We start from the raw sequence: 24058 nt of genomic DNA on the forward strand, positions 1-24058 counted from the left end.
TCCAAATAATTCCAAACACTTATGAGCTATCTAAGCTATCCCCGAATCAATTTTTACGGCAGGTTTTTCACAGACCCATCTACGGTCAACAACGACCCGACCCACTACAATGTAACTGACGCGCCGCCCTCGCCCTGGCAAAATCCGGATGGCTTGCACCAGTTTAAGCTGGTGGATTGCACGGTGGTGTCGACGATCGGGCAAAGTGGAGAGGTGTCAGACCCCTTGGTTAATCTTCCATTTGTCACGACTGACTTGCCATCTCCGGCAAAAATCGCCGACCTCGACGTCTATCAGCAAGGCGTTCCGACGATCTACGGGATGCAGGTTAGCATTCCGATTTCGACTGGAGTCAGTCTGACGGGTATCGTCGATCCGGCGGTGTTGAACCAGATCTGGTGGCTGGCAGTGTTGGCGACACGGAGCTGGGAGGACGCGGATTACAACATGGACAGCTTTGGCGGAGATATGAATGCCTGCGGGTCATATCAGTCGGTCATCCGAGTGCCTCAAGCGAGCTGGCCTGCTGATTCTGTTTCTCCCGTTTTGGCTTTGTTGAAAAGCCGAACCACCTTGGAAGATGGCTTTTATCTCATATCGATGCGGTTTGTCGTGGATGGCTATCGCAATGTCCCGGAAGACCGCAACTATCAGACTGGGAGAATCACGGGTTCCCTGGGGCCGGTCATTGGCACAGAACCGAGATACAACGCCGGCGCAAGATGGCTTTCCGGAAGACTTCAGGACAAAACCGATCCCTGGAACTGGCCGATGTTTAACAACGTCCAGCTGGTAGTGGATCAGGCCAGAAAGCTCCTGATCATTGACTTGGCAAATGGGATTTGCCGACAGACCGCCGGAGGGGCTCCGGTAGATTTGGGAGTGCTTACCGCCTGGATGTTTCCCGCCAATCAAGAACCAGTCTCGCTGGGCGCCATTGATTATTCGGAGTTTTGCTACAACCTCTACTCCCACATCGTGGAGATTCCACTGACGGATGCACAGCTCGCGCAGGCGATGGTTTCTCCCATCAACCTGAAGATGTCAAGGACGGATATTGGACCGAGTTTGCTTTTCAGAGAGGATAGTACGCAGACCAACATCGAAGTGGAGGTCAGACCTATCCGGATGGCTGGAACTCCCGGTACAACCGCTACCACTCAGGTCTATGTGAGCAATCTCTGTAAACCCATGGCCGGTAAACAGCTTCAGCTGGAAATCATAAGCGTGCACGGAGATACTCCGGGAGCGACCGTTCCGCCAAACAATCCAGGCAATACTCTCCAAGCAGACCATGCAATCAAAGCAACCATCTCTCCGACGGATGCCAACGGCTATGCGACCGTGACCATCACGGTGCTGAATGATCCGGGGTTCAGAACTCCCCTGCTGGATGGACAGCTCTACTTCATCAATATCATCGAACCAGACGTTCCCATTCCGAGGTCAATTTCGCAGAGCTCCATGATCTCTTGCTTGGCTTGGTCGGATTATAAGGTAAATGAAAATCCTACATGGGATGAAATCCAAGACTTGTTTGCTGGATTCGTGAAGCTTTTTCCCGGTATGACCAAGAAGATCAACCTGAGCGATTTTCCTTCCTTCCAGACTTTTGCGCTCAATCCGCCGTGGGTCGCCTATGGCGCGCAGCCAGGTCCATTGGGTATAGATCGGGGAGCCATCGGCTTTTACATGAGCCGGGATATCACGGATCCGAGATACATGCCAGTGACTCGGGATATGTCTCCGGCCCGTGTCCTGACGATCTTTTATTACATCTTAAATCTGATCAATACACCTATTGTCCCTCCCAATTCATGAAAAAGTCTCTGAGATTATTCCTTCTAGTTGGGCTTGGAGCGATCGTAGCTTCGAGCTGCTCACCGGATAAAACGTCCTCAAACGAGGCGTCTCCCGAAGAATTGGTTTCCCAAGTTGTCTTGGACACCAATGCGATTGCCAACGCGCTGCCTTTTACCATTGAATTTGAGGAGCAAGCTTTCAGTGGAAAACCTCAGCTTCCGAAGCTTCAGTCCTACGCTGCTGCGGTGACAGCGGCTGGAGAATTGTTCATTGCCGGAGGTAGAAGACAAGGCTTGCATACTTTCAGTGGTGCTCCGGCCAACAATTTTGTCAAAGACAGCGCGAACAATTTCCTCTTCATCATCGATCCGGTGGCTGGAGACCAGTGGTCTTTTGATGTCAAGCAACTCAGCGATGACTTTTCCGCTCCATTGCAATCGACCAATCTCCAGGCCTATCATGACGAAGCGTCTGACTTCATGTACTTGATCGGTGGCTACGGCTGGAAGGCAGACGGATCTGACATGACGACCTTTGGCACCGTGATCCAGTTCAAGCTGGAAGATATGGCAAACGCGATCAAAAGCGGAGCCTCGGCCCAGACCGTTCAGGCGCTGATGAAGATCGGTAAGGATGATCGGTTGGCAATCACAGGCGGGGATCTGATCTTTTTGAACGGAAGCTTTTACCTCGTTTTTGGGCAAAAGTTTGACGGGCAATACCGGGCGTTTGGAGGTTCAGATTTTACCCAGGAGTATTCCAATCAGTACCGAACCTTTCGTCTCGATCCGCAAACTCTAAAGATCACAGTCTACGGAGCCAGCACCAACTCAGGGAGCGACCAGCCTTTTCACCGGAGAGATGGAAATATCCTCGAAAGTATCGATCCATTAACGGGTACTCCAAATATCACGGCACTTGGAGGAGTCTTCAAACCGGGGATTATCGGTGCGTATGATTATCCAATCTACATCTCCGGGCCGGGAACTGTCAGCATGGATTCCACGGTTCATCAGCGATTTAGCCAATACGAGTGCCCGGTTATCACCATCTATCAGGCATCTGCTCAGGATACTTCGGTGTATCACACATTGTTTGGCGGGATCAGCTCCTACTACTATAATCAGACTCCCGGCCAGAAGGCCGCCTTTGACACGGTCACCGCGCAGGGAAGAAATGACGGTTTTCCTTTCATCTCGGACGTGAGTACCTTCCAGCACTCCGCTGACGGGTCTTACCACGAATACATCTTACCAGATCCGATTGTAAACAACCGATTGTTGGGATCTAGTATTCCTTTTATAGAAAATCCCGCTCTGGTATCCGAAGGCTTGGCTTTTGCCAATGGCGTCCTCCAGCTCGATAAATTTCCTGCGGGAAAGAAGATCCTCGTTGGATATATCTATGGTGGAATCGAAGCGGAGTTTCCACTTCCCCTGGAGCCCAACCACGGCACTTTCGTCTCGAACTCGCTCTTTGCGGTCTATGTGACCAATACGCCATCGGCGGCGATTCCTGCGGATTTTGCCAAGAAAGCAAGAGATGGTGCGCCTTTGACCCATTTTCCACGATAATTTTTCCTGGCGGATTTCCAGAATTCCGCCAGGCTTCTTTGCCTCTTCACGGACGCCGATTAGTTTAACCCGAAATATGCATTAGCAATTCTGCTATGGGCTGGAATTGCTTCAAAATCAGCCACTAAGTCGCTGTTTTCGACTTCACCATAGCGGTGCTATGCCTCAGTCTCCAAACAGCCTGATTTTCTTGCAATTTCAGCCCTCATAACGAAACCTAATGCATAGTCCGGGTTTAAAAATTCGTTATTTCGGGGCATGGATTTCCAGTTTCTCCTAGATGGATTTGCCGAGGGCCTTCAAAACATGACCTGGCTGGAGGCTTTTGCGGTATTTTTTGGAATCGCTTCGGTATTCTATTCCATGAGGGAGCATATCTGGGTGTACCCGACGGGCATTATCTCCACCTCGATTTATGTCTGGATCTGCTTTGAGTACAAGCTCTATGCAGACATGGGCATCAATGCCTATTATTTTGGCATGTCAATCTACGGTTGGTATGTCTGGACGCATCCTAAGGAGAACGAAACCGTCCTTCCGGTCACTTGGCTGAACGGTCAAGGCTGGCTAGGGTCAGTCGCCTTGTTTTTCATTTCTTACCCGCTGCTTGCCTACTTGTTGGACAATTTCACCGACAGCGATGTGCCGTATTGGGACTCTTTTACGACGGCTTCGGCTTTTGTTGGGATGTGGCTGATGGCCAAAAAGAAGGTGGAAAACTGGTACTTTTGGCTGCTGACGGACTTGGTATCTATTCCGCTTTACTTTTACAAGGACTTGGTGCTGACGTCTTTCCAATACCTGGTTTTTACAGTTCTGGCCGCGATGGGACTTGTAGCTTGGATCAAATCTGCCAAAACGTATGCAAAAGCCTAAACGCATCCTGATCTTGGGACCCGAGTCGACGGGGAAAAGTACCTTGGCCGAAGACTTGGCCAGCCATTTTGGCGAGCCCTGGGTTCCCGAATTTGCCCGGGAGTATTTGGAGAAAATCAATCGTCCGTATCGCTACGAAGACCTTTTGGAAATAGGAAAAGGTCAAGTCAAAGCCGAAGATGAACTCGCCGAAACTGCGGAAAAATTCCTTTTTGTCGATACGGATCTGAGAGTTATCCACATTTGGTCAGAACATCGTTTTGGGAACACTGATCCCTGGGTGATGGATCAAATTGAAAAGAGAAAATACGATCTGATTCTGCTGACCGACACGGATCTGCCTTGGACTCCCGATCCACAACGAGAATATCCGGAGCTGGAGATGAGGCAGTATTTTTTTGATAAATATCTGCAGCTGGCTCAGGAGAGCGGTTTTCCGTTTCTGGTTGTTTCTGGAGATCGGAGAAAACGATTGAAGACAGCAACTGATACTATGGAGAAACTTTTCCTTTATTGAGGAATCTTTCAATTTTTCAATACCATCACCACTTCCTCAGCGAAAGTGTCGCCGCTTCGACGAGCTTCATTTGATCGGGATGATAGTTGTTGTTGAGGACGATGATGGTTTTGTTTTCTTCGATAAATCGGACGATGATCGTCTTATAGCCAGGATTGTCGCCAGTGTGCATAACCATCTTTCCGAAGGGACTTTTCGGCTCGACTTCCCAACCAAAGCCGTAATAGCTCCTTGTGCCGTCGTTGAGCACATAGGGAGAGAAGGCTTGTTCCAGCGTCTCCTTGCTCACCAGTTTTTTGGTATAGAGCGCCTGATCCCATTTCAGCAAATCTTCGACATTACTGCTCACCCTTCCAGGACCTTTGCGGTTGCCAAGCCAGACGGTGTAGTCCGATTCGTGAAATTTGTTTGCGTTTACATAGTTTTCGAGGCTGTCCTGGAGGTGGCCTGCGGCAAAGTTTATGACGCCAACCTTCTCGGCAAGACTTCTGATGTCGGTGGAGGTCATATCCAGGGGCTTAAAGATCCACTCCCGCGAAAGGGCTACAAAATCTTTTCCGGTGGCCTTCTCGGCGATGCTCGCCAGCAACACATAGCCCGTGTTGCTGTATTGGTATTCTTCACCCGGCTCGAAAAGCTTTGGCGGAGCATACTTTCGCAGATACTCTAAGATCTCCGGATTGCCGGCCACCTTGGTTTTGTCCCAATACTCGTCCATGACCTCCTGATAGTCCGGCAAGCCGCTGGTATGTGTCAGCAGGTGGCGAATTGTAATTCCTTTGTAGGGAATGTCCAGGTACTTTTCCACCGGATCGTCAAAATCCAACTTTCCCTTTTCCTCGCAGATCATGATCACCATAGCCGTAAACTCTTTGGAGAGCGATGCGAGCTCAAAGATGTCCCCGGTCTGGAGGGGGATGTTTTCCTCAAAAGTCCGTTTGCCCATGGCCTTTTCCATCAGGATTTCGCCGTCGGATGCGACCAAGACGACTCCTGAGAAGCCATTGCTTTCGGCCTGGACGAGGGCGGATTCGAGGATTCGCTGCTGACCCAGGCAGACGAACAACGGCAAAAGAAAGAGGATAGCAGCAGTTAAAAGTTTCATCTTGCAAGTGGAAGGTAGGCACTGAAAATACAAAATGCTTGTGGATAACTTTGCACCTGAGTATAAGATCACACCTTAAAAGGCCAAATAATCACTCAATGGTCAGCTTTTTAAACTCCCGCGTCAGATTCGTCAGTGATTCCTCCACGCCCATTCTTTCCAGAGAAGACGCGCCGACAAATCCATGCACATCCGCTTTTTCCAATACAATCCGGACATCGTCCGGGGTATTGATCGGGCCGCCGTGGGCGAGGAAAAACAAATCGGGATTGACGGCCTTGGCTGCCGCGACGATTTCATTGGTACGGGCGATGGCTTCATCCATGCTGCAGCTCGCTCCAGTCACTCCGATGGAGCCCCCAACAGTGGTGCCGACGTGGGAAATGATAGCATCCGCACCAGCTTCTGCCATCTGCCTCGCATCCTCAGGAGAAGCCACATAGACGATGGAAAACAAATCCATCTTATTGGCGATTCTCACCATCTCCACTTCCTTGTCGAAGCCCATACCAGTCTCTTCCAACACCTGGCGGAAATGTCCGTCGACAATGCAGTGCGTCGGGAAATTGTTGATGCCAGAGAAGCCCATTTCTTTCACTTTCAGCAAATGATGCCACATCCGTCTGCGTGGATCAGAGCCGTGCACACCGCAGATCACGGGAATCTCTTCCACGACAGGCAGCACTTCAAATTCCCCGATTTCCATCGCTACCGCATTAGCATCGCCATACGCCATCAGTCCGGCAGTAGAGCCGTGACCTGACATCCTGAATCGGCCGGAGTTGTAGATGATCAGCAGGTCAGCCCCGCCTTTTTCGATGAATTTGGCTGAGATACCGGTTCCTGCTCCGGCGGCGATGATGGCTTTTCTCTGCGCCAGGGTGTCTTTAAGTCGGTCTCTAACTTCCTGTCTCGTATAGGGATTACCCTTTCCTGTCCATGGATTTGGCATAGTTTATACTTTTTGTTGTTTCTATTTTTCCGTTTAACCGCAGAGTTCACAGAGAATTCCCGAGAACACAGCGGTTTACAACCATTCTCTAAATCTCACAATCTCTAAAAATTCATCATCTCCAACAACCTTTCCACCGCTTCTTCAGCAAAAGCCCTGTCGTTGATATGAAAAGGCAATTTGACAAAGGCAATGTCGGAATTCAAATTCTTCTCAATTGAGTCTGAAAGTATTTGATTCACGGCTGGATTGTAAAACACATTTCCTTCGGAGTCGATTTGGGAAAGTCCTTTTTTCGGAAAAAGGACGCTCACTTTTCCGGTGGCTTGATTGAGTTTTTCAGCCAAGATACTCCCCAGCGCTTTGTTTTCATCTTCATTGGTCCGCATCAGCGTGACTGTGGGCACCCAACTATACAATTGACGGTTTTTATATTTTTGCGGCACGGAATCCATGGTTCCAAAATTGACCATGTCCAAGCAACCCGGCACCACTACTTGGGGGATTCCCAATTTTCCCGCGGCTTCCAATCTGTTCTGGCCAGCACTGCAGACTCCCCCGCAAAGTTCATCCGCAAGTTCCGTGGTCGTAATGTCCAGCACTCCTGCAAAACACCCCTCCATTGCTAGGCTCTCCATCGCTTTTCCACCCAGGCCATTTGCATGAAAAGTCATCACTTCGTACCCTCGGGATTCCAGAATTGCAGTGCAGTGATCGACGCAGGCATTTGTATTGCCAAACACGCTGATTGCGATTCTTTTACTTTGGATCGTGTCGTTTTGGATTTGGAGCTTGCTCATGGCAACCACGGCTGCGGAAGCCTGCTGGATGATGGGCTTGATGATGCTGTTCAAGGCGGCGACATCTACGACGGATGGCATCAGCAGCACGTCTTTCACGCCGATAAGATCAGATAGATCTTTGCTCGCAAGGGTGGAGATGCAGATTTTTGGCAGTCCCAAGGGCAAGAATTGCATGGATTTTAGCGTGACGTAAGTGCCACTACCGCCACCCATTCCGATCACGGCTTTGAAAGCCTTTTTAGCCAGTAATTCCGCCGAGATCTTCGCCGCTCCCCGTCCCATGACGTCCATTGCAGCTCCGCGATCATTGTTGTTACGGATGACTTCCAGGATTTGTCCGGCGGCTTTACACACTTCATCGGCGTCTACGTCTACGGGAAAAATTGTCGTAGAACCCATCACGCCCACATTTACCGTGAGCACGTCGGCTCCCTGCTCAAGCAGACAAGCTCTCAGAAAAGCGAAGATCTCGCCTTTCGTGTCGAAGCAGCCAAGCATGAGGATGAGGGGTTTTGGGGTCATAGATTAAGGATGGTATTAAAGGTCTCGACTCCAATCAAACTGACAGGCTTGTCACCCTGAGCACCTGACCAACGAGAGTTGGGAAGTTCGAAAGGTGAGACACCTGACATTGGTCTTTCTTTCAATCTACCTCAAGAAATTTAAAGCTCCCTTTCTTTACTTCCAAAAGATCTGCTTCACTGCCATTTTTTACAAATTCCAGTTCGATCAAGGCCGTTTTTCTTGGGGCCACTTTCTCATCGGAACTGTGTGTATGGAGCACATATTGCAATTGCCCCTTCGCGTCTACAAAATAATCGCCGTGACCGGGACCGTTGATTCCGGCGTCGCCTTTGTCAAAAATCGGATTGCGCGGGCTTTTTGTCCAAGGTCCCATTGGACTTTTACTCACAGCATAGCCTACCGCGTAGTCGGGATTTCGGAAGTCGTTGGCCGAATAGATGAAGTAATACAAGTCATCGTGCTTGATGATTGCAGGACCTTCAGAGACCGTCCAATCTACATTTTGGGTGTTTTCCCAAGCTTCCTCGGCATGAAAGCAATATGTCAAAGTCTCGGCTTTGATCCCCGAGAAATCATCCTTGAGTTCTGCGACGAACAGCCGGTTGCCCTCTGACAATCGCACATGATAGAGGTACTTTTTTCCATCAGTGTCGATAAAGACATAGGGATCAATCTGCTTCATGGGAGCTTCCAAATCTTTCTTTTCGTTCTGGGTAAAAGGCCCCAGCGGACTCTCGGAAGTTGCGATGGCAATGTGCTCATTGGCGGTGTAGGCCATGTAAAACGTGCCTTCAAACTCAAAAACCTGAGGTGCCCAAAACCCCTTGTCACCATAGGACTCCCCCTTTTTAAGTGCGTAGGTATCGTTTTTCTCAGATCTCTTCCAAGATTTCAAGTCTTTTGACACATACACTTCAAAGCCACGATTAGAATCATGACCGCTCGTACCATAGAGATAGTAGCTGCCGTCATGGTAGAAAATCGTCGGGTCAGCGAGTAAAATCGGGCTTTTCTCAGGGGCTGAAAAGTAGCTCAGGCTAAGCCAAAAAGCGGTGATGAGGAGGTGAGTTAAGTTCATGGTTTAACGGTTGATCCGGGCTTTGAGAATGTTGTGTTCTCATAGATACAGTGGTCTGTGTCCGCACAGACCACGGCTGCGAATTTTCATTTACTTATGAAAATGCTTCTTATAAAAAGCCAAGCCTTCGCTTGCAAGTTCGTCGGGACTGTTAGCCAACGGCCTCCAGATGCAGGTAGCTTTTGCCATTTCCTTAGACACAGCACCGAAGGTTTCGATCACAATCGCTCCGTCGTAGCCGATTTCCTCCAAGGCTTCTTTGATCTCATCCCAAGCCAGATTTCCGGTGCCGGGAGTGCCCCGATCACTTTCATTTCCCTGCACATGGCAAAGCAAATCTTTGCCAACCTTGCGGATCGAGGTAGCGATATTTTTCTCCTCGATGTTGTTGTGAAAGGTATCCAGCTGGATTTTCAGGAAAGGGGAATTCACGGCTTTCACGATTTCAAGCGCCTGATCCACCGTGTTGACCATGTCACTCTCAAAGCGGTTGAGCGGCTCCAGGCCCAATGTAATTCCGTATTCCTCTGCCGTTTTGCTGGCGTTCTTCAAGTTATCCACACACCAGTTGAATTCTTGCCTTTTCTGATCTGCAGAGATGGAGCGCAGCTTTCCTACGGCAGAATAGAGCGGTCCGCCAAATAATGGACTGCCCATCTTTGCGGCGATCTTGATCGAATCCTCGATGTATTTCAATCCGTTCGCACGGATCGCGGGATCTTCGCTGGAGATATCGCGGTCAGCGCCGAAGGCTCCGCTGATGCTTACTTTCAGACCAAGTTGGTCAGTCAGCTTTTTCAGTGCATCCCAGTCCACCAGATCTTTATCCTCCACAGGGACTTCGATGATGTCAAAACCCATCTCTTTGACCTTGTGTACGAGGTCAAAAGAATGGGTGTCGAAAGGCGACACCCATAGAAATGTACTTACTCCAAATTGCATCTTTGATCAATCAAAAGTTGGAATCTGGATTCTCTCGCCGCCCTTCATTGCAGACTCATGTGCGCAGATTCCGGCGCAAGTGTAGTTGGCGGCAGTAGTGGCATCGACTGCGGAGTCTCTTCCCTCCACGATTGCAGCGACGAATTCCTGCACCAAGTGCGGGTGCGATCCTCCATGTCCGGCACCTTGCAGGAACGACACGTGATTAGGATCGTCGATCGTCTGTCTCTTGGTGAAGTGCTTGATCGGCTCGATCAGTAACTCATCCGTGTCTGGCACATCGATTCTTCGGGCATTTTCTCCCCCATCAAAGATCACATGGCTTTCATCTTCCAATTGCTCCCATTCGAAGGACATCTTGGTGCCATACACATCGTAAGACTCACGGTATTGACGGACCACATCGAAAAGTGAACGGGTAGCTTCGGCGATTACGTCTGAGTTTTTCAGGGTAAAAGTGGCCGTCTCCATCGCAAATGGCGAACCATATCGGCTTGCGAGATCATCGCTCAAGCGACCAGAACCGTGGCAAACCACAGTCTCAGCTTTGGTATTGTTGATCCGCAAAAGTGGGGAAATCGCGTGCGTACCGTTCAGCATCGGCGGGAACCCTTTCCAATACTCATCCCAGCCCGGCATGCTCATATCCTGGATGTGCGAGCCTCTCACCATCTGAATTCGGCCCAACTGGCCAGTTTCTGCCAGATTCAGTCCGTACAAAAACTCGCGGGTGTAAAGCGCAGTTTCCATCATCATATAGACTTTGCCTGACTTCTTCTTGGCATCCACGATGGCTGCACAATCTTCCTTGGTCATGGCCATCGGAATGGTGCAGGCCGTGTGCTTATTGGCATTCAGAGAAGCCAGCGTCATTCTGGCGTGATCCGGTACCGGAGTCACGATATGAATCGCATCCACGTCATCGCGCTTTGGCACATCTTCGAAATTGGTAAAGCAGAGATTCCTGTCCAGGTTGAATTTGGTGGCAAGTTCATCGATGGTCTTCGGGTTTCTGGTACAGATACCGACGGCTTTGATGTTTGGATGCGCTTGATAGATTGGGATAAACTCTTTGCCGAAACCCAGTCCGACTATAACTACGGTGATTTGTTTTTGACTCATTGGTGTATGCTTTAGGTTTTGATTTTAGGGTTGAAAAAAAGATTCAAGGGGATTGAAACTCATTTTTATTTCCGGTCTGTGGAGACACAGACCGGGGCATTTTATTAGCGAATTAATTTGCGGCCCATTTCACAGCATTTCTGATAAGCGTCTGATAGGCTTCCAGTTCGTGAGAGGCCGCGTCATGACCCAAGGCGATGCCGACGATCTTGGCTTTGGGATTTTTCACGATGAAGATAGACGGGAAAGGCTCTGTCTCGGCATTGCTGGCGTTGGCGAGAATTTCGATTCCCGGGCCGGCGGTGTCTACTTTGAAGTAGTAAAGCTCGTCATCCAATGAGAAATGGGCGGGAAGGCCTTTGGTCACGGGATGCTTTTCGGTCAGATCGACATTGAAATTGCCATACTTGTTGTGGCCTCTGGAGCCTCCGCTGACCATTGTTTTGTTGTATTCTGGCCAGTCGTTCCAGTTGTACCAGATCGCCGGGTGCGCCAGGATCAGACCTTTTCCAGCTTCTGCGAAAGCAAAGATCGCTTTGCGTGTCGCATCATCTGCGATCGGTTGATTGTTTGCCAAAAAGAGGACATCTGTATCCGAAAGGTGTTGCAAGATAGTCGTCGGATCATCGGTGTAGGTCACTTCTGCCAAGCCATCTCTTTCCAAAGTAGCCACGTCAGCGCCTTTGTACCACTTGTCAAAATCGTGCGAAGAACCGCCGCCAACCATCAGGACTTTGATTGGTTTTTTGGCCGGATTGTCTTTTGCCAATAGGCTCATGGAGATTCCAAAAACCAGTATAAGGCTCAGAAAAGGAATGATTGTGTTTTTAAGGTTCATATTTTGGGTTGTAAGTTTTAGAATTTGTGAAATGATAATAACTACTTCGAAGTGGCTTCGACTCCGCTCAGTCTGACAGTTTCCGACATCCAGCATCAGTCATCCAACACCCGACAATGGGCTTTATTCCACGATCATGATTCCATTCATCATCCGCCAGTGACCGGGGAATGTGCAGGCGAACGGATATTTCCCCGGAGTAGACGGAGCAGTGAAAGTCAACGTGTACAACTCCTGCGGCCCGATCATCTTGGTAGCAAAGAGCACCTCAGGAATCTCCGGAACGTAGAATTTCTCTGACGCCTTGGGATCACGGAGCATCGCATCGGCGGCGGCACCGACTTTCTCCAGCGTACCTGGCTTGGCAATCAGCAGGTTGTGCTGCATGCCGTCCAGATTGTCGATCTCCAGGGTGATCTTGTCTCCGGCTTTCACCTTGAAGCTCGCCAAGTCAAACTTCATCATCTCAGGGACGATCTCTATCACAATCGTCGTCGCCCTTTCCGCGGTATTTCGCTCGACGCGGACAGCATTTGTTGGTTGGTTTGTGTTTTCAATACTTGGTTTTGCTTCGCAAAGGGTGATAGACTCGGCGGTCTTCGCATCTTCCGGTGCATAAAACCGGTTCCCCATCAGCAATGCTATAGCAATGGGAAAAAGGGTCGCTTTAATCATGGTATGCTTATTTTAACTCTACTACTACATTTCTCAGGTTGCCCTCAAAGCCAAATTCGTCTTTGTAAGAGCCAACGTTTCGGTCGCCACCGAAGTCACGGCCGGTTCTTAGGCTGGGAGCTAGCTTGCCGCTGAATGCGCCGGTTGCTTGGGCTGAGGCCACGGATTTGCCATCCACGAGGATTTCCATTTTTCCGTCTTGGCCGATGGTAGCCTGTGTCTCGTAGCTCTCAGGAAGCGCTTGGCTGGTCACGGCTTCGAAAGTCTTTCCGTCTTGCTTCACCATCCAGTGTAATTTTCCTTCTTCCAGATAGAAAGAGTAGCCATTTTGTGAATCACCATGTGCGGCGATCACACCAAAGGATTCATTCTCTCCTCGCTTTGAAATCTGTGTGGAAATGGAAACAGCTTTGCCGCTTACATCCGGAGAGAACTGAAGGTTGCTTCTTCGTCCCAATTCATATTTCTCATTTGCCACAGCCGTGGTCAGACGGCTGGTTAGGTCAGTTTTGTCAGAGCCAATTGCGTCGGTGAAGAATTTTCCCTGCTGAGCAGCTGCCGCAAAGATCGCCTTCTGCAACCAGTCGTCTTTGGCATTTGCTTCATCCAAACTCGCTTGGTAAAGCATCGCTCCGGCTTCGGCGCTGCCTGGAACTTCCGCCAGCTTCAGGATCGCATGCATTCGTACATTCAGGTCTTTGTCTTTGGTCAATCCGGCTGTTTGGATCGCTTGCGTGGTAGCCTGATCTGCAGGCAAGACCGCGATGGCGGCTTTTCTCACGCCCGCGGCGGGATGTGTCAGTGCAGCGGTGGCTACTTTGATAGCCTCGGCGTTAGTTGCTTCGAAAGCCCCTAGGCCGTCCAGTGTCCAGAGCGCGTGAACCGCCGGGCTGTTCAGGCCGATTTCATCCACAGATTTGTCATTGACGATCTGATACAGATCGCCGAATACATTCTTGTTTCCTGACTCCACGAGCAAGCGCTGTGCGGTCATTCTCCAGAACATGTTGTCGTTTTCCAGGGCTGCGATCAGCAACTTTGGATCTTCCTTCGAAAGTTTCATCGGCTTGTTGCCGCTTCCGTCTTTGTAGACTACCCGATAGATTCGACCGTGGTTGGTGTCCCGAAGCTTGCTTTGGAAGGCATTTCCCTGTCCATGCGGTTGGTCTTCAAAGGGCAAGATCATCCTCGATGGGGCCTGGCGCTCCACGAATACGTTGTGCTGGATGATGAAATTGTACCAGTCAGCTACCCAAACGGCGCCATCCGGACCGACTTCCGCCTGCACCGGCCCAAACCATTCGTCCGAGCTCGCTAGGAAGTTCCAGCCGTCTTTTTCGCTGAAGCCCGCGCCCTTAGGTTCGATGATCGCATTGTGCGTCAATCGGATCGTCGGCTCGTTGACAAAAGCGATCCGGTTCCAGTATTCCTTCGGGAAATCACGGGCGGTGTACAATCTAAAGCCAGCGGCTGAAGTGAATCCGCCGACGACATCGACTTGTCTCAGGTTTGGAGTCATCGCGTGCGCATCGTAGTGCCCGTCGATCTTCTGGATTGGCTGGATCTCAAACTCCGGAGAGATCTCACCTTCACCAGCTTTGGGAAATGCGCGCTGCAGATACTTCGCGGGGATGGAATAGTAGCCCGCATGCGTATTGTTGGCAGTGGACATGAAAACGTTGTTGTCCTCGGAGAATCCAAGTCCCCAGGTGTTGTTGCTGGAGCCGGCGAGGTATTCAAAGTCTTTTCCGTCAGGATCCAATCGGTAGATTCCCTGTGGAAAACTCATTCGTTCCCCGTTGATTGTGCCGTTGAATCCCGAGTAGCCGGTTACGCCCCAGATCTTATTGTCAAAGCCATATTGCAAGTTGGACGGACCTGCGTGGGTGTCATTTTTGCCCCAGCCAGTCATGATGACTTCTTTGACATCAGCCACGTCGTCGCCGTCGGTGTCTTTCATGAAGACAAAGTCCGGCGCCATCGACACGACAATCCCGCCATTGGCGAAGACCATGCTGGTCGGGATATTCAGCCCATCTGCAAAGACTGTGAATTTATCAGCCTTGCCATCGCCGTCGGTGTCTTCACAGATCTTGATACGGTCATTGGCTTCACCGTCAGTTTCTACGAAAGTATTTGGATAATCCACAGATTCTACGATCCAGAGTCGGCCTTTCTCGTCCCAAGCCATGGCAATGGGATTTTGGATATCCGGCTCGGAGGCAAAGAGCTCAATCGAGAAATCAACAGGTTTCTGGATCAGTTTTTTAGATTCTTCGGGAGCCAAAGCTTCCTGCATCTTTGGCACCTCATATCTGGCGGTAAAGTCAGAGATAGTCTCCTCGTAGATCGATACATCCGGGATGTTCAAGGCCGTGACATTGGCTTGGACAGCGTCGCCCATTGCCCAGAAGATGCCATTTTTCACCAAAGCCAAAAATCCTTCGGTCTTCCAAGTCCGCTCATCGTGTCCGTAAGCGGTGTAGAAGACGCGGCCTTTGCCAACGTTTCTAACCCAAGTGTAAGGTTCGCGCTGATCGCCTTCGACGCGCGCCGTCAGCAGCGTCATGTCAGGATTGACGCGCTGATGCACGTAGGTTTCGTCCCAAGTCGCGAACGGCTTCAAGCCTTTCATGACCGCGTGATCCGGTGCCTCGATCTCTCCGGTAAATTCGCCTTCTCCGTGAGAGGCAAACTGACCCCCAATCGTCTCAATGTACCAATCGGAATTTTTGAAGCAGCCGGCGGCAGAGTGTAGAGGAATAAGTCCTTTGCCACCTTCCACGAAGCCTTTCATGGCCGCTTCCTGATCTTTGGAAAGCACATCGTGATTGGCGTAGATGACCAAGCCATCGTACTTGGCCAGGTTTTCCTTATTCAGGTCTTCGAGGTTCTCGGTGTAGGTGATGTTGATGCCGCTTTCGAAAAGTGCTGTAGCCAGCCAAGGGACATAGAGTCGGGAGTTGTGATGCTCGCTGGCATGCCCGAGAAAAAGTACTTCAGCACGTCTGGGATCCGGCTTTGGATTGGATGCTGAAGCAAGATGGGAGAAATTGAGACTGAGGAAAATAGTCGCAATCAGCAGGCGGAGATGATTGCAGGTTCTACTTAATCGCATGATTAATTCGGGTTAATAGGGTTTATCAAAATGGCGCTAGCCTAAAGTACATACTTTGGCTCAAGTTGGGCTGTAAAACTACCGATCGACGAGCTTTTCGATTAGTCACAAACCTTCAAAAAATAGCAAATTCCCTTCTTTTTGATTTTTCATGGTTTTGGCAATTGATTGATTTTCAACGAATGGATTTCTTCTTCCAATTTTCGGAGTGAGCGACTTTAATCGGGATTTAAAGCGGGCTGTGTGCTCAGACCATGAGCTACAGCACATCCGGCTTTTTCACAAAATCCTTCGGCAGCTCGCCGAAGTGCTTCTGAAAGCATTTGGTGAAGTAGCTCGGACTGTTGAAGCCGACCATCTCGCTGATCTCGGCGATGCTGTGGACTCCGTCGCGAAGTAGCTCTGCCGACTTTTTCAACCTGACCAGTCGGATGTAGCCATTTGGCGTGAGTTCGGAGATTCCTTTGATCTTGCGCAGCAGACTGGACTGGCTCATGTGCAGCTGCTCGGCAAGCTCGGAGACACCGAAGAATTCGTTCTCAATATTTGCCAGGATTGCCTCATTGATCCTATGAAGGAAGTCTTCATCGGCCTTGGTATGTGCGATGGTATCCGAATTTACCAGAGGAAGACTGGCAAAGGCTTTCTTGATCTGATCCCGGTGTTGGAGGAGATTTTTGATCTGGAGGTAGAGGAATTCAAGCGAAAAGGGTTTCTCCAAGTAGACGTCCGCGCCCATTTCCAAGCCGGTGATCTTCGCGTTGATGTTATTTTTGGCAGTCAGCAGCACGACCGGAATGTGACTGGTGGCTAGGTCGGATTTGATGTGCTCACACAGCTTGTACCCATCCATCTCGGGCATCATCACGTCCGAGATGACCAGATCGATGGGTTCTTTTTTCATCACTTCCAAGGCCGATATGCCGTTTGCAGCTTTGTGGATCACATAGTTTCCTTTCAGTTTATCTCCGAGAAATTGTAGCAGCTCTCTGTTGTCTTCTACCAACAGAATCGCTGGAAGGCTAGACTTTTTCTGGGGTTTTGGCGGAAAACCTTCCTTCTCTTCGATGATTTTGACATCCGTTGGCGTTTCGTTTTCCTCGTCAAAGTGTATGGCATTTTTTTGCTTGACGGGAAGCTCCAGCACAAATCGGTTGAGATTGCCCTGAGTGTTTGTTCGGAGCGATCCATGATGCATCTCTGCGAGGGACTTTGCAAGAGGCAGGCCGAGTCCAGTCCCTTGTTTTGACTTTGAATTGGAGGTGTCGTCTATCTGGAAGAAAGGTTCGAAGATCTTTTCCGCCAATTCATCCGGTATGAGGAAACCGTCATTTGAGATCTCGATCTGGAGATGACTGGGGTGAGCCGGATCATAGATCAAGTGGATGTGGATCATGCTTTCGGCATTTTTCAGGGCATTGATCAGGAGATTGCTGAGGATCTTGGTGACCGCTTCCCGGTCCACGTCCGCAAAAAGCGCCGCTGCGGGTTTTTCCAGCGTGAAGTTCAGTCCTGATTGATTGGCGGTCACTTTGAACCGATCATATAGCTCATCGATGATCCCGCTGATCTCAGTCTTGAGAAAGCTGAGCTTAAATCCCCGCTGCTCGGTCTTGCGAAAGTCAAGCAGCTGATTGCTGAGGTCGATCAGTCGATTGGTATTTTTCTCGATGATCAACAGGTCATTTTTTACCTCCGGATCACAGTTGCGATCCTTGCTCAGGATATCCTCCAGCGGCCCTTTGATCAGTGTCAGCGGAGTACGAATCTCATGGGTGATGTTGGTAAAAAACTCGATCTTGGCTTCGTAGAGCTCTTTTTCCTTTTCGGCCTCCAGTAGATTGAGCTGTACTTGATGGCGGTTGTTCATCCGTGTTTTGTACAGCGTAACCAGCCAATAGACTATCCATATCGTCAGGAGCAGGTAGATGGAATAGGCCAGCGGAGTCTTGTAGAATGGAGGGAGGATCTCGATAATCAGCCTCGCTTCCTCAGCCTCCGCGCCTTCGATCGGTAGGTTTGACTGCACGACCAGCTCGTAGTCTCCGGGAGGCAGATAGGAATAGAAGATCTTCTGGGAATCGTTCATCTTCTGCCATTCTTTCTCGAATCCTTCCATTCGATACCGGATGTTCTGATTCATGGCGTTGGTATATCCTAGGGAGGCGATGTCAAAACTCAACGAGTTTTGGTCTGCGGCAAGGGTGATTTTATCTGTATAGGTGATGGCTTTGCTCAGGATGCCATCGGTTTCCGTGATCGGGATTTCCTGATTGAAAAGCTGGATACCCGTAAACACCAAAGGCGGCTGGAAATTGTACGTTTCAAACTGGCTTGGCTTGAAGGCGATGAATCCATCGAGGGTTCCGAAGTACAGGGTGCCATCCTCGGCTTTGTATCCAGACTGGTAGTTGAAGCCGCTGGACATCAGACCGTTTGTCCTGTCATAGAGCAGGAAGGTCTCCTTCGCCGGATCAAACCGTAGCAAGCCCTTATTGGAAGTTATCCACAGTAAACCCTCGTCGTCTTCGACGATGTTGAAGTAAGTATTCGTGGGAAAACCCTCGGCGATGGTATAGGAGGTGAAGGAGCCCTTCTGGCTGTCGTATTTAGCAAAACCTCCGCCTGAAGTAGCTACCCAGAGCTTTTGCTTCGAGTCCAGAAATACATCTACGATCGTGTGATGGCGCAGACTTTCGGGATTCGTCGGGTCGGGTAGGAAGGATTGCTTTTCACCCGAGTCCGGATCAAACCGGATCAGGCCGTCATTGTATGAAGCAATCCAAAGCATGCCATCCTTGTCCTCCAGCATGTCGTAGATAAAGATGTACTCAATCTGGGGAATATGCTGAAAAGCATCTTTTTCGTCGTCATATCGATAAAGACCCGCAGTGCTTCCAGTCCATATCTGGCCTTTGCTATCCACCAGTATTGAAAAAAAATCATCGCTGCGCAGTTCTGAATTCGGTGTTTTGGAGGAGTATTTCCTGACGAATCCTGTCTTTGTGTTGATGACATTGATCCCACGACTGAACGTACCCACCCAAAGCTCATTGTCACGCTGCGCCAACCCGTGTATGTTATGATAAGAGAGTTCGGTGGACGAGGGCCCAATGGGGTAATGGTAGAAACTGTTGTCTTTAGGATCAAATAAATCCAGCCCGGCATCCTCTGTACCGATCCACATCTTGCCGTCTGGCGCACCGATTATTTCTCTGACCCGCTTGCCCGTAATGGTGTTTTCCCCAGCGATGGGATAAAACCGATCAAATTTGGTAGGCTGATTTGGCAGGTAATTGACACCGCCGAAGTAGGTACCGACCCACAGTCCTCCCTCTAGATCTTTCCAGATAGCGTAGACGGCATTGTTTGAAAGTGCGTTGGGGTCGTTGTTGTTTTCCCGGATGTGTTGATAACTTTTCTTCACAAAGTCATAGATAAACAATCCTGACTCCGTACCTATCGCCAGTTCGTTCTTGCTGATCGGCAGCATCTCTCTGACAAAAAGCGGCGATCCCTTTTCATCTTTGGAAAGTAAATCTGTAATGATTCCCGTGCTTTTTTCGAGTTTTTTGATGCCCGCGTTTTTTGTTGCGATGATCATGAATTCACCCCAATCCTGGAGTCCCTGCACGATGTCCTCGGCCAACCTATTCTCCTCATCGATGAAATGGACAAAGGTGGAGGAAGCCGGCACAAACCTCACGACGCCTTTGCCCGTGATGGCAGCCCACACTTCATTGCGCTCATCGATCTTGACGGTGTTGACATTACCTGAAGGAATACTGCCCACCTTGGCAGGATCATGGGCAAAAAGCTCCAGTTTTTGATCCTGAGGACTATAGCGGAACAGGCCGATGTAGTTTGCCACCCACATGTTGCCGGATTGATCCATGGCAATCGAGGAGATGGTGCCCGCGATCCGATGACCACCCGAGGTAGAATCGGTGAAGTGTCTAAACTTCTCTTTTTCCCGGTCAAATAAGTACAGCCCTTCTGATGTCCCGACCCAAAGTGTACTGTCCTGGCTCTCTGTGATGAAATAGACAAAATTGTTTCCAAGCCGATCTTCTATCGGACCTTTGCTGTCTGAGTTGTAGTTTTTCCAGGCGTTTCCGTCAAAACGCGTCAATCCGTCTTTGGTGCCAAACCACATGAATCCCTGGCTGTCCTGAAAGATGGAAAAGACGGAATTGTCTGTCAGGCCGGAGGTCGAGTCATAATGCCGGAAATAGTAGCGCTTATCCTGAGCCAGTCCAGAGACGACTATGAAAACAAGGAGACACAGGCTGAGAAAACCTGCCGGCAGACTTTTGGGCAAGGTCATAGGATCTTGGGTTGTAGCGCTGAAATTATCAAAAACCTTGCAGCGAGCTCGTTTGCTGTTTGATATTTACAGTCTGAGCACAGAAATAGGCGATTTCTTTTCATTTGCTGACCGAAAAGTTACAAAAGCGCTCTTTTCACGACTCCTGTCCAAAATTGTCTGCGGCGCCGGGTCGTGGCCTTGCCGAAAGATTCAGTAGTAAGTTTTGATTTGGGCTGGATTTTCTGACATCTCAAGCTATAAATATTCTCTAATTTTATAAATACAAAATAATGTTTTGAAAAAAGACGTTTTTAACAAGCTTATCTCTCGTCGCTAGCGGAAAACCTTACATTTTTTGGAGTTTTTGTGATAGAGCTCCGCTGACGGAAATTTTACTTTTAGGCTGTAGATAAATCGTCTTTTTCCTGATCGGAATCGGGATGTCAATGCCACTGATTTTTCACTAAACCCAACATAGCCACATGACACTAAGACTCACTCCAATCTAGCCGAATCCGCCGGCGATACGCCCAGTCAACTCAGACTGGCGCAGTACCACTTTTCTTTTCCTACTTCTAAGGGATGCCTTTTCGAGGCGTTCGGAGAAAGTATTGCCGAAAACGAGTACCAATTTTCTACCTATTTCTAACCCAAAACCAACCTACATGAAAAGACTTCTTCTCATGACAGCCACTCTGCTACTATGTATGAGCTGGCTTTCTTTGTCGGAGCTTTCTGCACAGACCTCGCGAGTCATCCGGGGCCAAGTGCTGGAAGATAGCTCCGGAGAGCCGCTGCCCGGCGTGAGTATCCTCGAGCGGGGCACCACCAATGGTACCGTCACCGACCTTGACGGGAATTTTGTACTTACACTTACCTCAGAAGAGCCCATCCTGAGGCTTTCTTTTATCGGCTTCAAGACTCAAGAACTGGTCATAGAAGGCGATGAAGATCTAAAGATCACGATGGAAAGTGACCTCGGAAGCCTGGAGGAAGTCGTAGTCGTCGGCTATGGCGAGCGCCAAAAAGAGACCATCACCGGCGCCATCTCCAATGTAACCAGCCGCGATATTGAAAAGGTGCCGAGTGCAACGGTGTCTGGCGCTTTGGCTGGTAAGATGGCCGGTTTGTCCTTTCGTCAGCCCGACGGCCGACCGGGCGCGGGAGCCTGGCTCCAGATCCGAAATATGGGAACGCCACTGTTTGTAATCGACGGCATCCAAAAGGACGAGGGGCAGTTTAACAACCTCGCGCCCACGGATATCGAAAGCATCACGATCCTGAAAGATGCGGCCGCGGCAGTCTATGGATCGCGGGCTGCCAACGGCGTCGTGGTGGTGAAAACCAAGCAGGGGACACGCGGTGAAAATCCCACGATCAACATCAACGGCTACTATGGCTGGCAAAACTGGTCGAGATTTCCCGAGGGCGTGGACGCCTATGAATGGATGCTGGGTAAAGCCGATGCGGACATCAACCAGTTTGGCAGCACGAACATCACAGCTGAAGAGCTCGCCAAATGGAACGCAGGAACCGAGTACGGCTACCGATCTTTTGACTGGAACGATTTCATCATTCAAGGAAATGCACCGCAGAGCAATTTCAACGCGTCGGTATCGGGCGGGTCTGAAAAGACTAACTATTACATCTCCGCCACGCGGTTTGACCAAAAGGCCGTATTCAGCGATGAATTTGAGTTTAGCAGGACTAACATCCAGTCCAATGTCACTACCGATATCACGGACAAGCTGACCGTAGGTGTACAGATCAACGGGCGGATCGAAGAAAGAAACAACCCCGGCGTTCCGGGCGGGGACGATTACTGGCAGCCAAGATTTGCGCTTTTCCGTAATCGGCCGACCGAGCGTCCCTATGCCAATGACAACCCCGATTATCCAGCCAATATCAGCAACATCGAAACCAACTGGGCTCTGTTGAACTATGACCGTACAGGCTTCTATACCAACAAATGGCAGGTGATTCAGACCAACTTCAATGCGGATTATGAAATCCTCCCCGGACTGAATGCCAAAGGAATGTACTCCTACTATCTGGCGGACAACATGCAAAATACCTTCGAATACACCTATGATGTGTATGGCTATAATCCTGAAACAGACGAATACTTCCGATCCGGAGGAAATGACAATCCGTACCGTGGACGTGGCCAAGAGAAAATCATGGAGAATGTATGGCAGCTGTCGCTCAACTACGACAAAACTTTCAATGAAAAGCACCACGTCTCAGCGCTCTTCCTGAACGAACGGATCCAGCGAACGAGACTGTACAACTTCGTCCACTCAGTACCGACCAACAACTACTTGGACATCATCAAGTTTGCCGATGTGGACACCTACAACGACGAGCGACAGGAAGAAGCCCGAATCGGCTACGTGGGGCGTGTCAACTACGACTATGCAGGCAAATACCTGCTGGAGTTGGCGGGCAGAGCGGATGCTTCCTGGAAGTTTTCTCCGGACAACCGTTGGGGCTTTTTCCCTTCCGTCTCCGCGGGATGGAGAATCTCCGAAGAAGGGTTCATGGACAATCTCACTTCCCGCCTCAACATGGACGAGTTGAAGATCCGTGCGTCTTACGGGCAGCTTGGTGATGACAATATAAATATGGGAATCCCTTCAAACGATTCGAGATTTATTACCCCATTTGATTATATGTCCGGATATATCTACGGCGTGTCCACCGTGATCGTAGATGGTCAAAACATCCCGGGTTCCGCAAATACCGGCCAGCCGGTGGATAACCTCTCTTGGTTTGTCAGTAACATGACCGACGTCGGCGTGGACTTTTCCTTTGCATCAGGCAAGATCACCGGCCAGGCGGATTACTTCTACAGAAAAAGAACCGGACTGCGCGGGGTGAGAAACGACGTCTTTCTCCCACTGGAACTAGGCTATGGTCTGACGGACGAAAACCTGAATACGGATGCCCACTCAGGTGCCGAGCTTGCTGTGAATTGGAATGGAAAAGCAGGCGATGTCGTCTTCCGTATCGGCGGGAATGTCTCCTATGCCCGCGGCAAATTCCTCGAATCCTACAATCCTACCTTCAGCTCCTCCTGGGATCAATACCGAAACTCACGTGAGGACCGGTACAATAGTATCTTTTGGGGGTATGAGACAATTGGCCAGTTTACCTCATTTGAGGAGATCAACAACTATCCTGTCAACGTCGACGGGCAGGGCAACAAGACCTTACTGCCCGGCGACCTGATCTACAAGGATGTGAACAACGACGGCAAGATCGACAGCTACGATGAACGCCCCGTGGGTTACCAGTCCGGAGGACAGCCGATCGTCAACTTTGGCCTGAACTTCAATTTTGCCTACAAAGGGTTTGACCTTACGGCGGACTTCTCCGGCGGAGGCATGTATTCCTACAATCAAAACTGGGAGATGAGATGGCCTTACCAAAACGGCGGCAACCTGCTGGCTGCGATGTACGACGACCGCTACCACCGGGAAGATATCTTGGATATTAACTCCCCATGGGTACCAGGCAAAAATCCCCCGCTGAGATTCAACACGGGCGGGCACAGCAACTACAACAAGAACTCAACCTGGTGGCTGACCAATGTGAAATACCTCAGAATGAGAACGCTCGAGCTGGGCTACACCCTGCCGGAGCGAATGCTGAACAAATGGAAGATGCAGACGGCACGGGTGTTTGTAAGCACTTACAATCTGTTCGCTCTGGACAATGTACACCAGCTGGGCATTGATCCAGAAGTGGCTGAAGAAAACGGTCTCCAATATCCACAGAACAAGGTGGTCAACGTAGGCTTCAACATTTCCTTCTAACCA

Annotated in this window: 15 protein-coding genes; 5 read left to right on the forward strand and 10 right to left on the reverse strand. The window is 49.9% G+C overall.

Annotation, left to right across the window (positions count from 1 at the left end; all coding sequences use genetic code 11):
- Window positions 1-21 precede the first annotated feature (21 nt).
- From G459_RS0108740 to G459_RS0108755, 4 genes are all read left to right on the forward strand, one after another.
- Window positions 22-1821 carry a hypothetical protein gene (locus G459_RS0108740; protein WP_026967310.1) on the forward strand — a complete coding sequence of 600 codons (1800 nt, stop codon included), beginning with the start codon at window positions 22-24 and terminating at the stop codon, window positions 1819-1821.
- A complete protein-coding gene (locus G459_RS0108745; RefSeq protein WP_026967311.1) occupies window positions 1818-3377 on the forward strand; it encodes a hypothetical protein in 1560 nt (519 codons plus the stop codon). The genes G459_RS0108740 and G459_RS0108745 overlap by 4 nt, the downstream gene beginning before the upstream one ends.
- 258 nt (window positions 3378-3635) lie before the next feature.
- Complete coding sequence (pnuC, locus tag G459_RS0108750; protein ID WP_026967312.1) at window positions 3636-4253, forward strand: nicotinamide riboside transporter PnuC; 618 nt, start codon at window positions 3636-3638, stop codon at window positions 4251-4253.
- A complete protein-coding gene (locus tag G459_RS0108755) occupies window positions 4240-4770 on the forward strand; it encodes an AAA family ATPase (RefSeq protein WP_026967313.1) in 531 nt (176 codons plus the stop codon). The genes pnuC and G459_RS0108755 overlap by 14 nt, the downstream gene beginning before the upstream one ends.
- 25 nt (window positions 4771-4795) lie before the next feature.
- Here the strand turns inward: G459_RS0108755 and G459_RS0108760 are convergent, their stop codons facing one another.
- The 10 genes from G459_RS0108760 to G459_RS0108810 form a co-directional block, all read right to left on the reverse strand.
- Window positions 4796-5875: a serine hydrolase domain-containing protein gene (locus G459_RS0108760; protein WP_026967314.1), complete on the reverse strand. Its 1080-nt coding sequence runs from the start codon at window positions 5873-5875 to the stop codon at window positions 4796-4798.
- 91 nt (window positions 5876-5966) lie between these two features.
- Window positions 5967-6827, reverse strand: coding sequence for a phosphoenolpyruvate hydrolase family protein (locus G459_RS0108765; protein WP_026967315.1), 861 nt, complete (start codon window positions 6825-6827; stop codon window positions 5967-5969).
- A gap of 104 nt (window positions 6828-6931) precedes the next feature.
- Window positions 6932-8152, reverse strand: a complete 1221-nt coding sequence (locus tag G459_RS0108770) for a Tm-1-like ATP-binding domain-containing protein (protein WP_026967316.1) — start codon at window positions 8150-8152, stop codon at window positions 6932-6934.
- 121 nt (window positions 8153-8273) lie between these two features.
- Window positions 8274-9233 carry a glycoside hydrolase family 43 protein gene (locus tag G459_RS0108775; RefSeq protein WP_026967317.1) on the reverse strand — a complete coding sequence of 320 codons (960 nt, stop codon included), beginning with the start codon at window positions 9231-9233 and terminating at the stop codon, window positions 8274-8276.
- A gap of 90 nt (window positions 9234-9323) precedes the next feature.
- On the reverse strand, window positions 9324-10175 hold the full coding sequence (locus G459_RS0108780; protein ID WP_026967318.1) for a sugar phosphate isomerase/epimerase family protein: 852 nt from the start codon (window positions 10173-10175) through the stop codon (window positions 9324-9326).
- Between the two features lie 6 nt (window positions 10176-10181).
- Window positions 10182-11297, reverse strand: a complete 1116-nt coding sequence (locus G459_RS0108785) for a Gfo/Idh/MocA family protein (protein WP_026967319.1) — start codon at window positions 11295-11297, stop codon at window positions 10182-10184.
- 112 nt (window positions 11298-11409) lie between these two features.
- Window positions 11410-12135, reverse strand: coding sequence for a ThuA domain-containing protein (locus tag G459_RS0108790; RefSeq protein WP_026967320.1), 726 nt, complete (start codon window positions 12133-12135; stop codon window positions 11410-11412).
- Window positions 12136-12258: 123 nt separating this feature from the next.
- Window positions 12259-12810, reverse strand: coding sequence for a plastocyanin/azurin family copper-binding protein (locus G459_RS0108795; protein ID WP_084454431.1), 552 nt, complete (start codon window positions 12808-12810; stop codon window positions 12259-12261).
- A gap of 7 nt (window positions 12811-12817) precedes the next feature.
- The gene (locus tag G459_RS0108800) at window positions 12818-15892 is read right to left on the reverse strand and encodes a PVC-type heme-binding CxxCH protein (RefSeq protein ID WP_026967322.1); all 3075 of its coding nucleotides are present in this window, start codon (window positions 15890-15892) and stop codon (window positions 12818-12820) included.
- 295 nt (window positions 15893-16187) lie between these two features.
- Window positions 16188-20255, reverse strand: coding sequence for a hybrid sensor histidine kinase/response regulator transcription factor (locus G459_RS0108810; protein WP_051315142.1), 4068 nt, complete (start codon window positions 20253-20255; stop codon window positions 16188-16190).
- Window positions 20256-20902: 647 nt separating this feature from the next.
- Here G459_RS0108810 and G459_RS0108815 point away from each other — a divergent pair.
- Entirely contained in the window at window positions 20903-24055 is a 3153-nt protein-coding gene (locus G459_RS0108815) for a SusC/RagA family TonB-linked outer membrane protein (protein ID WP_026967324.1), read from the forward strand.
- Window positions 24056-24058 lie beyond the last annotated feature (3 nt).

This window comes from Algoriphagus terrigena DSM 22685 (genome assembly GCF_000429445.1).
GTDB classification, from domain to species: Bacteria; Bacteroidota; Bacteroidia; order Cytophagales; family Cyclobacteriaceae; genus Algoriphagus; species Algoriphagus terrigena.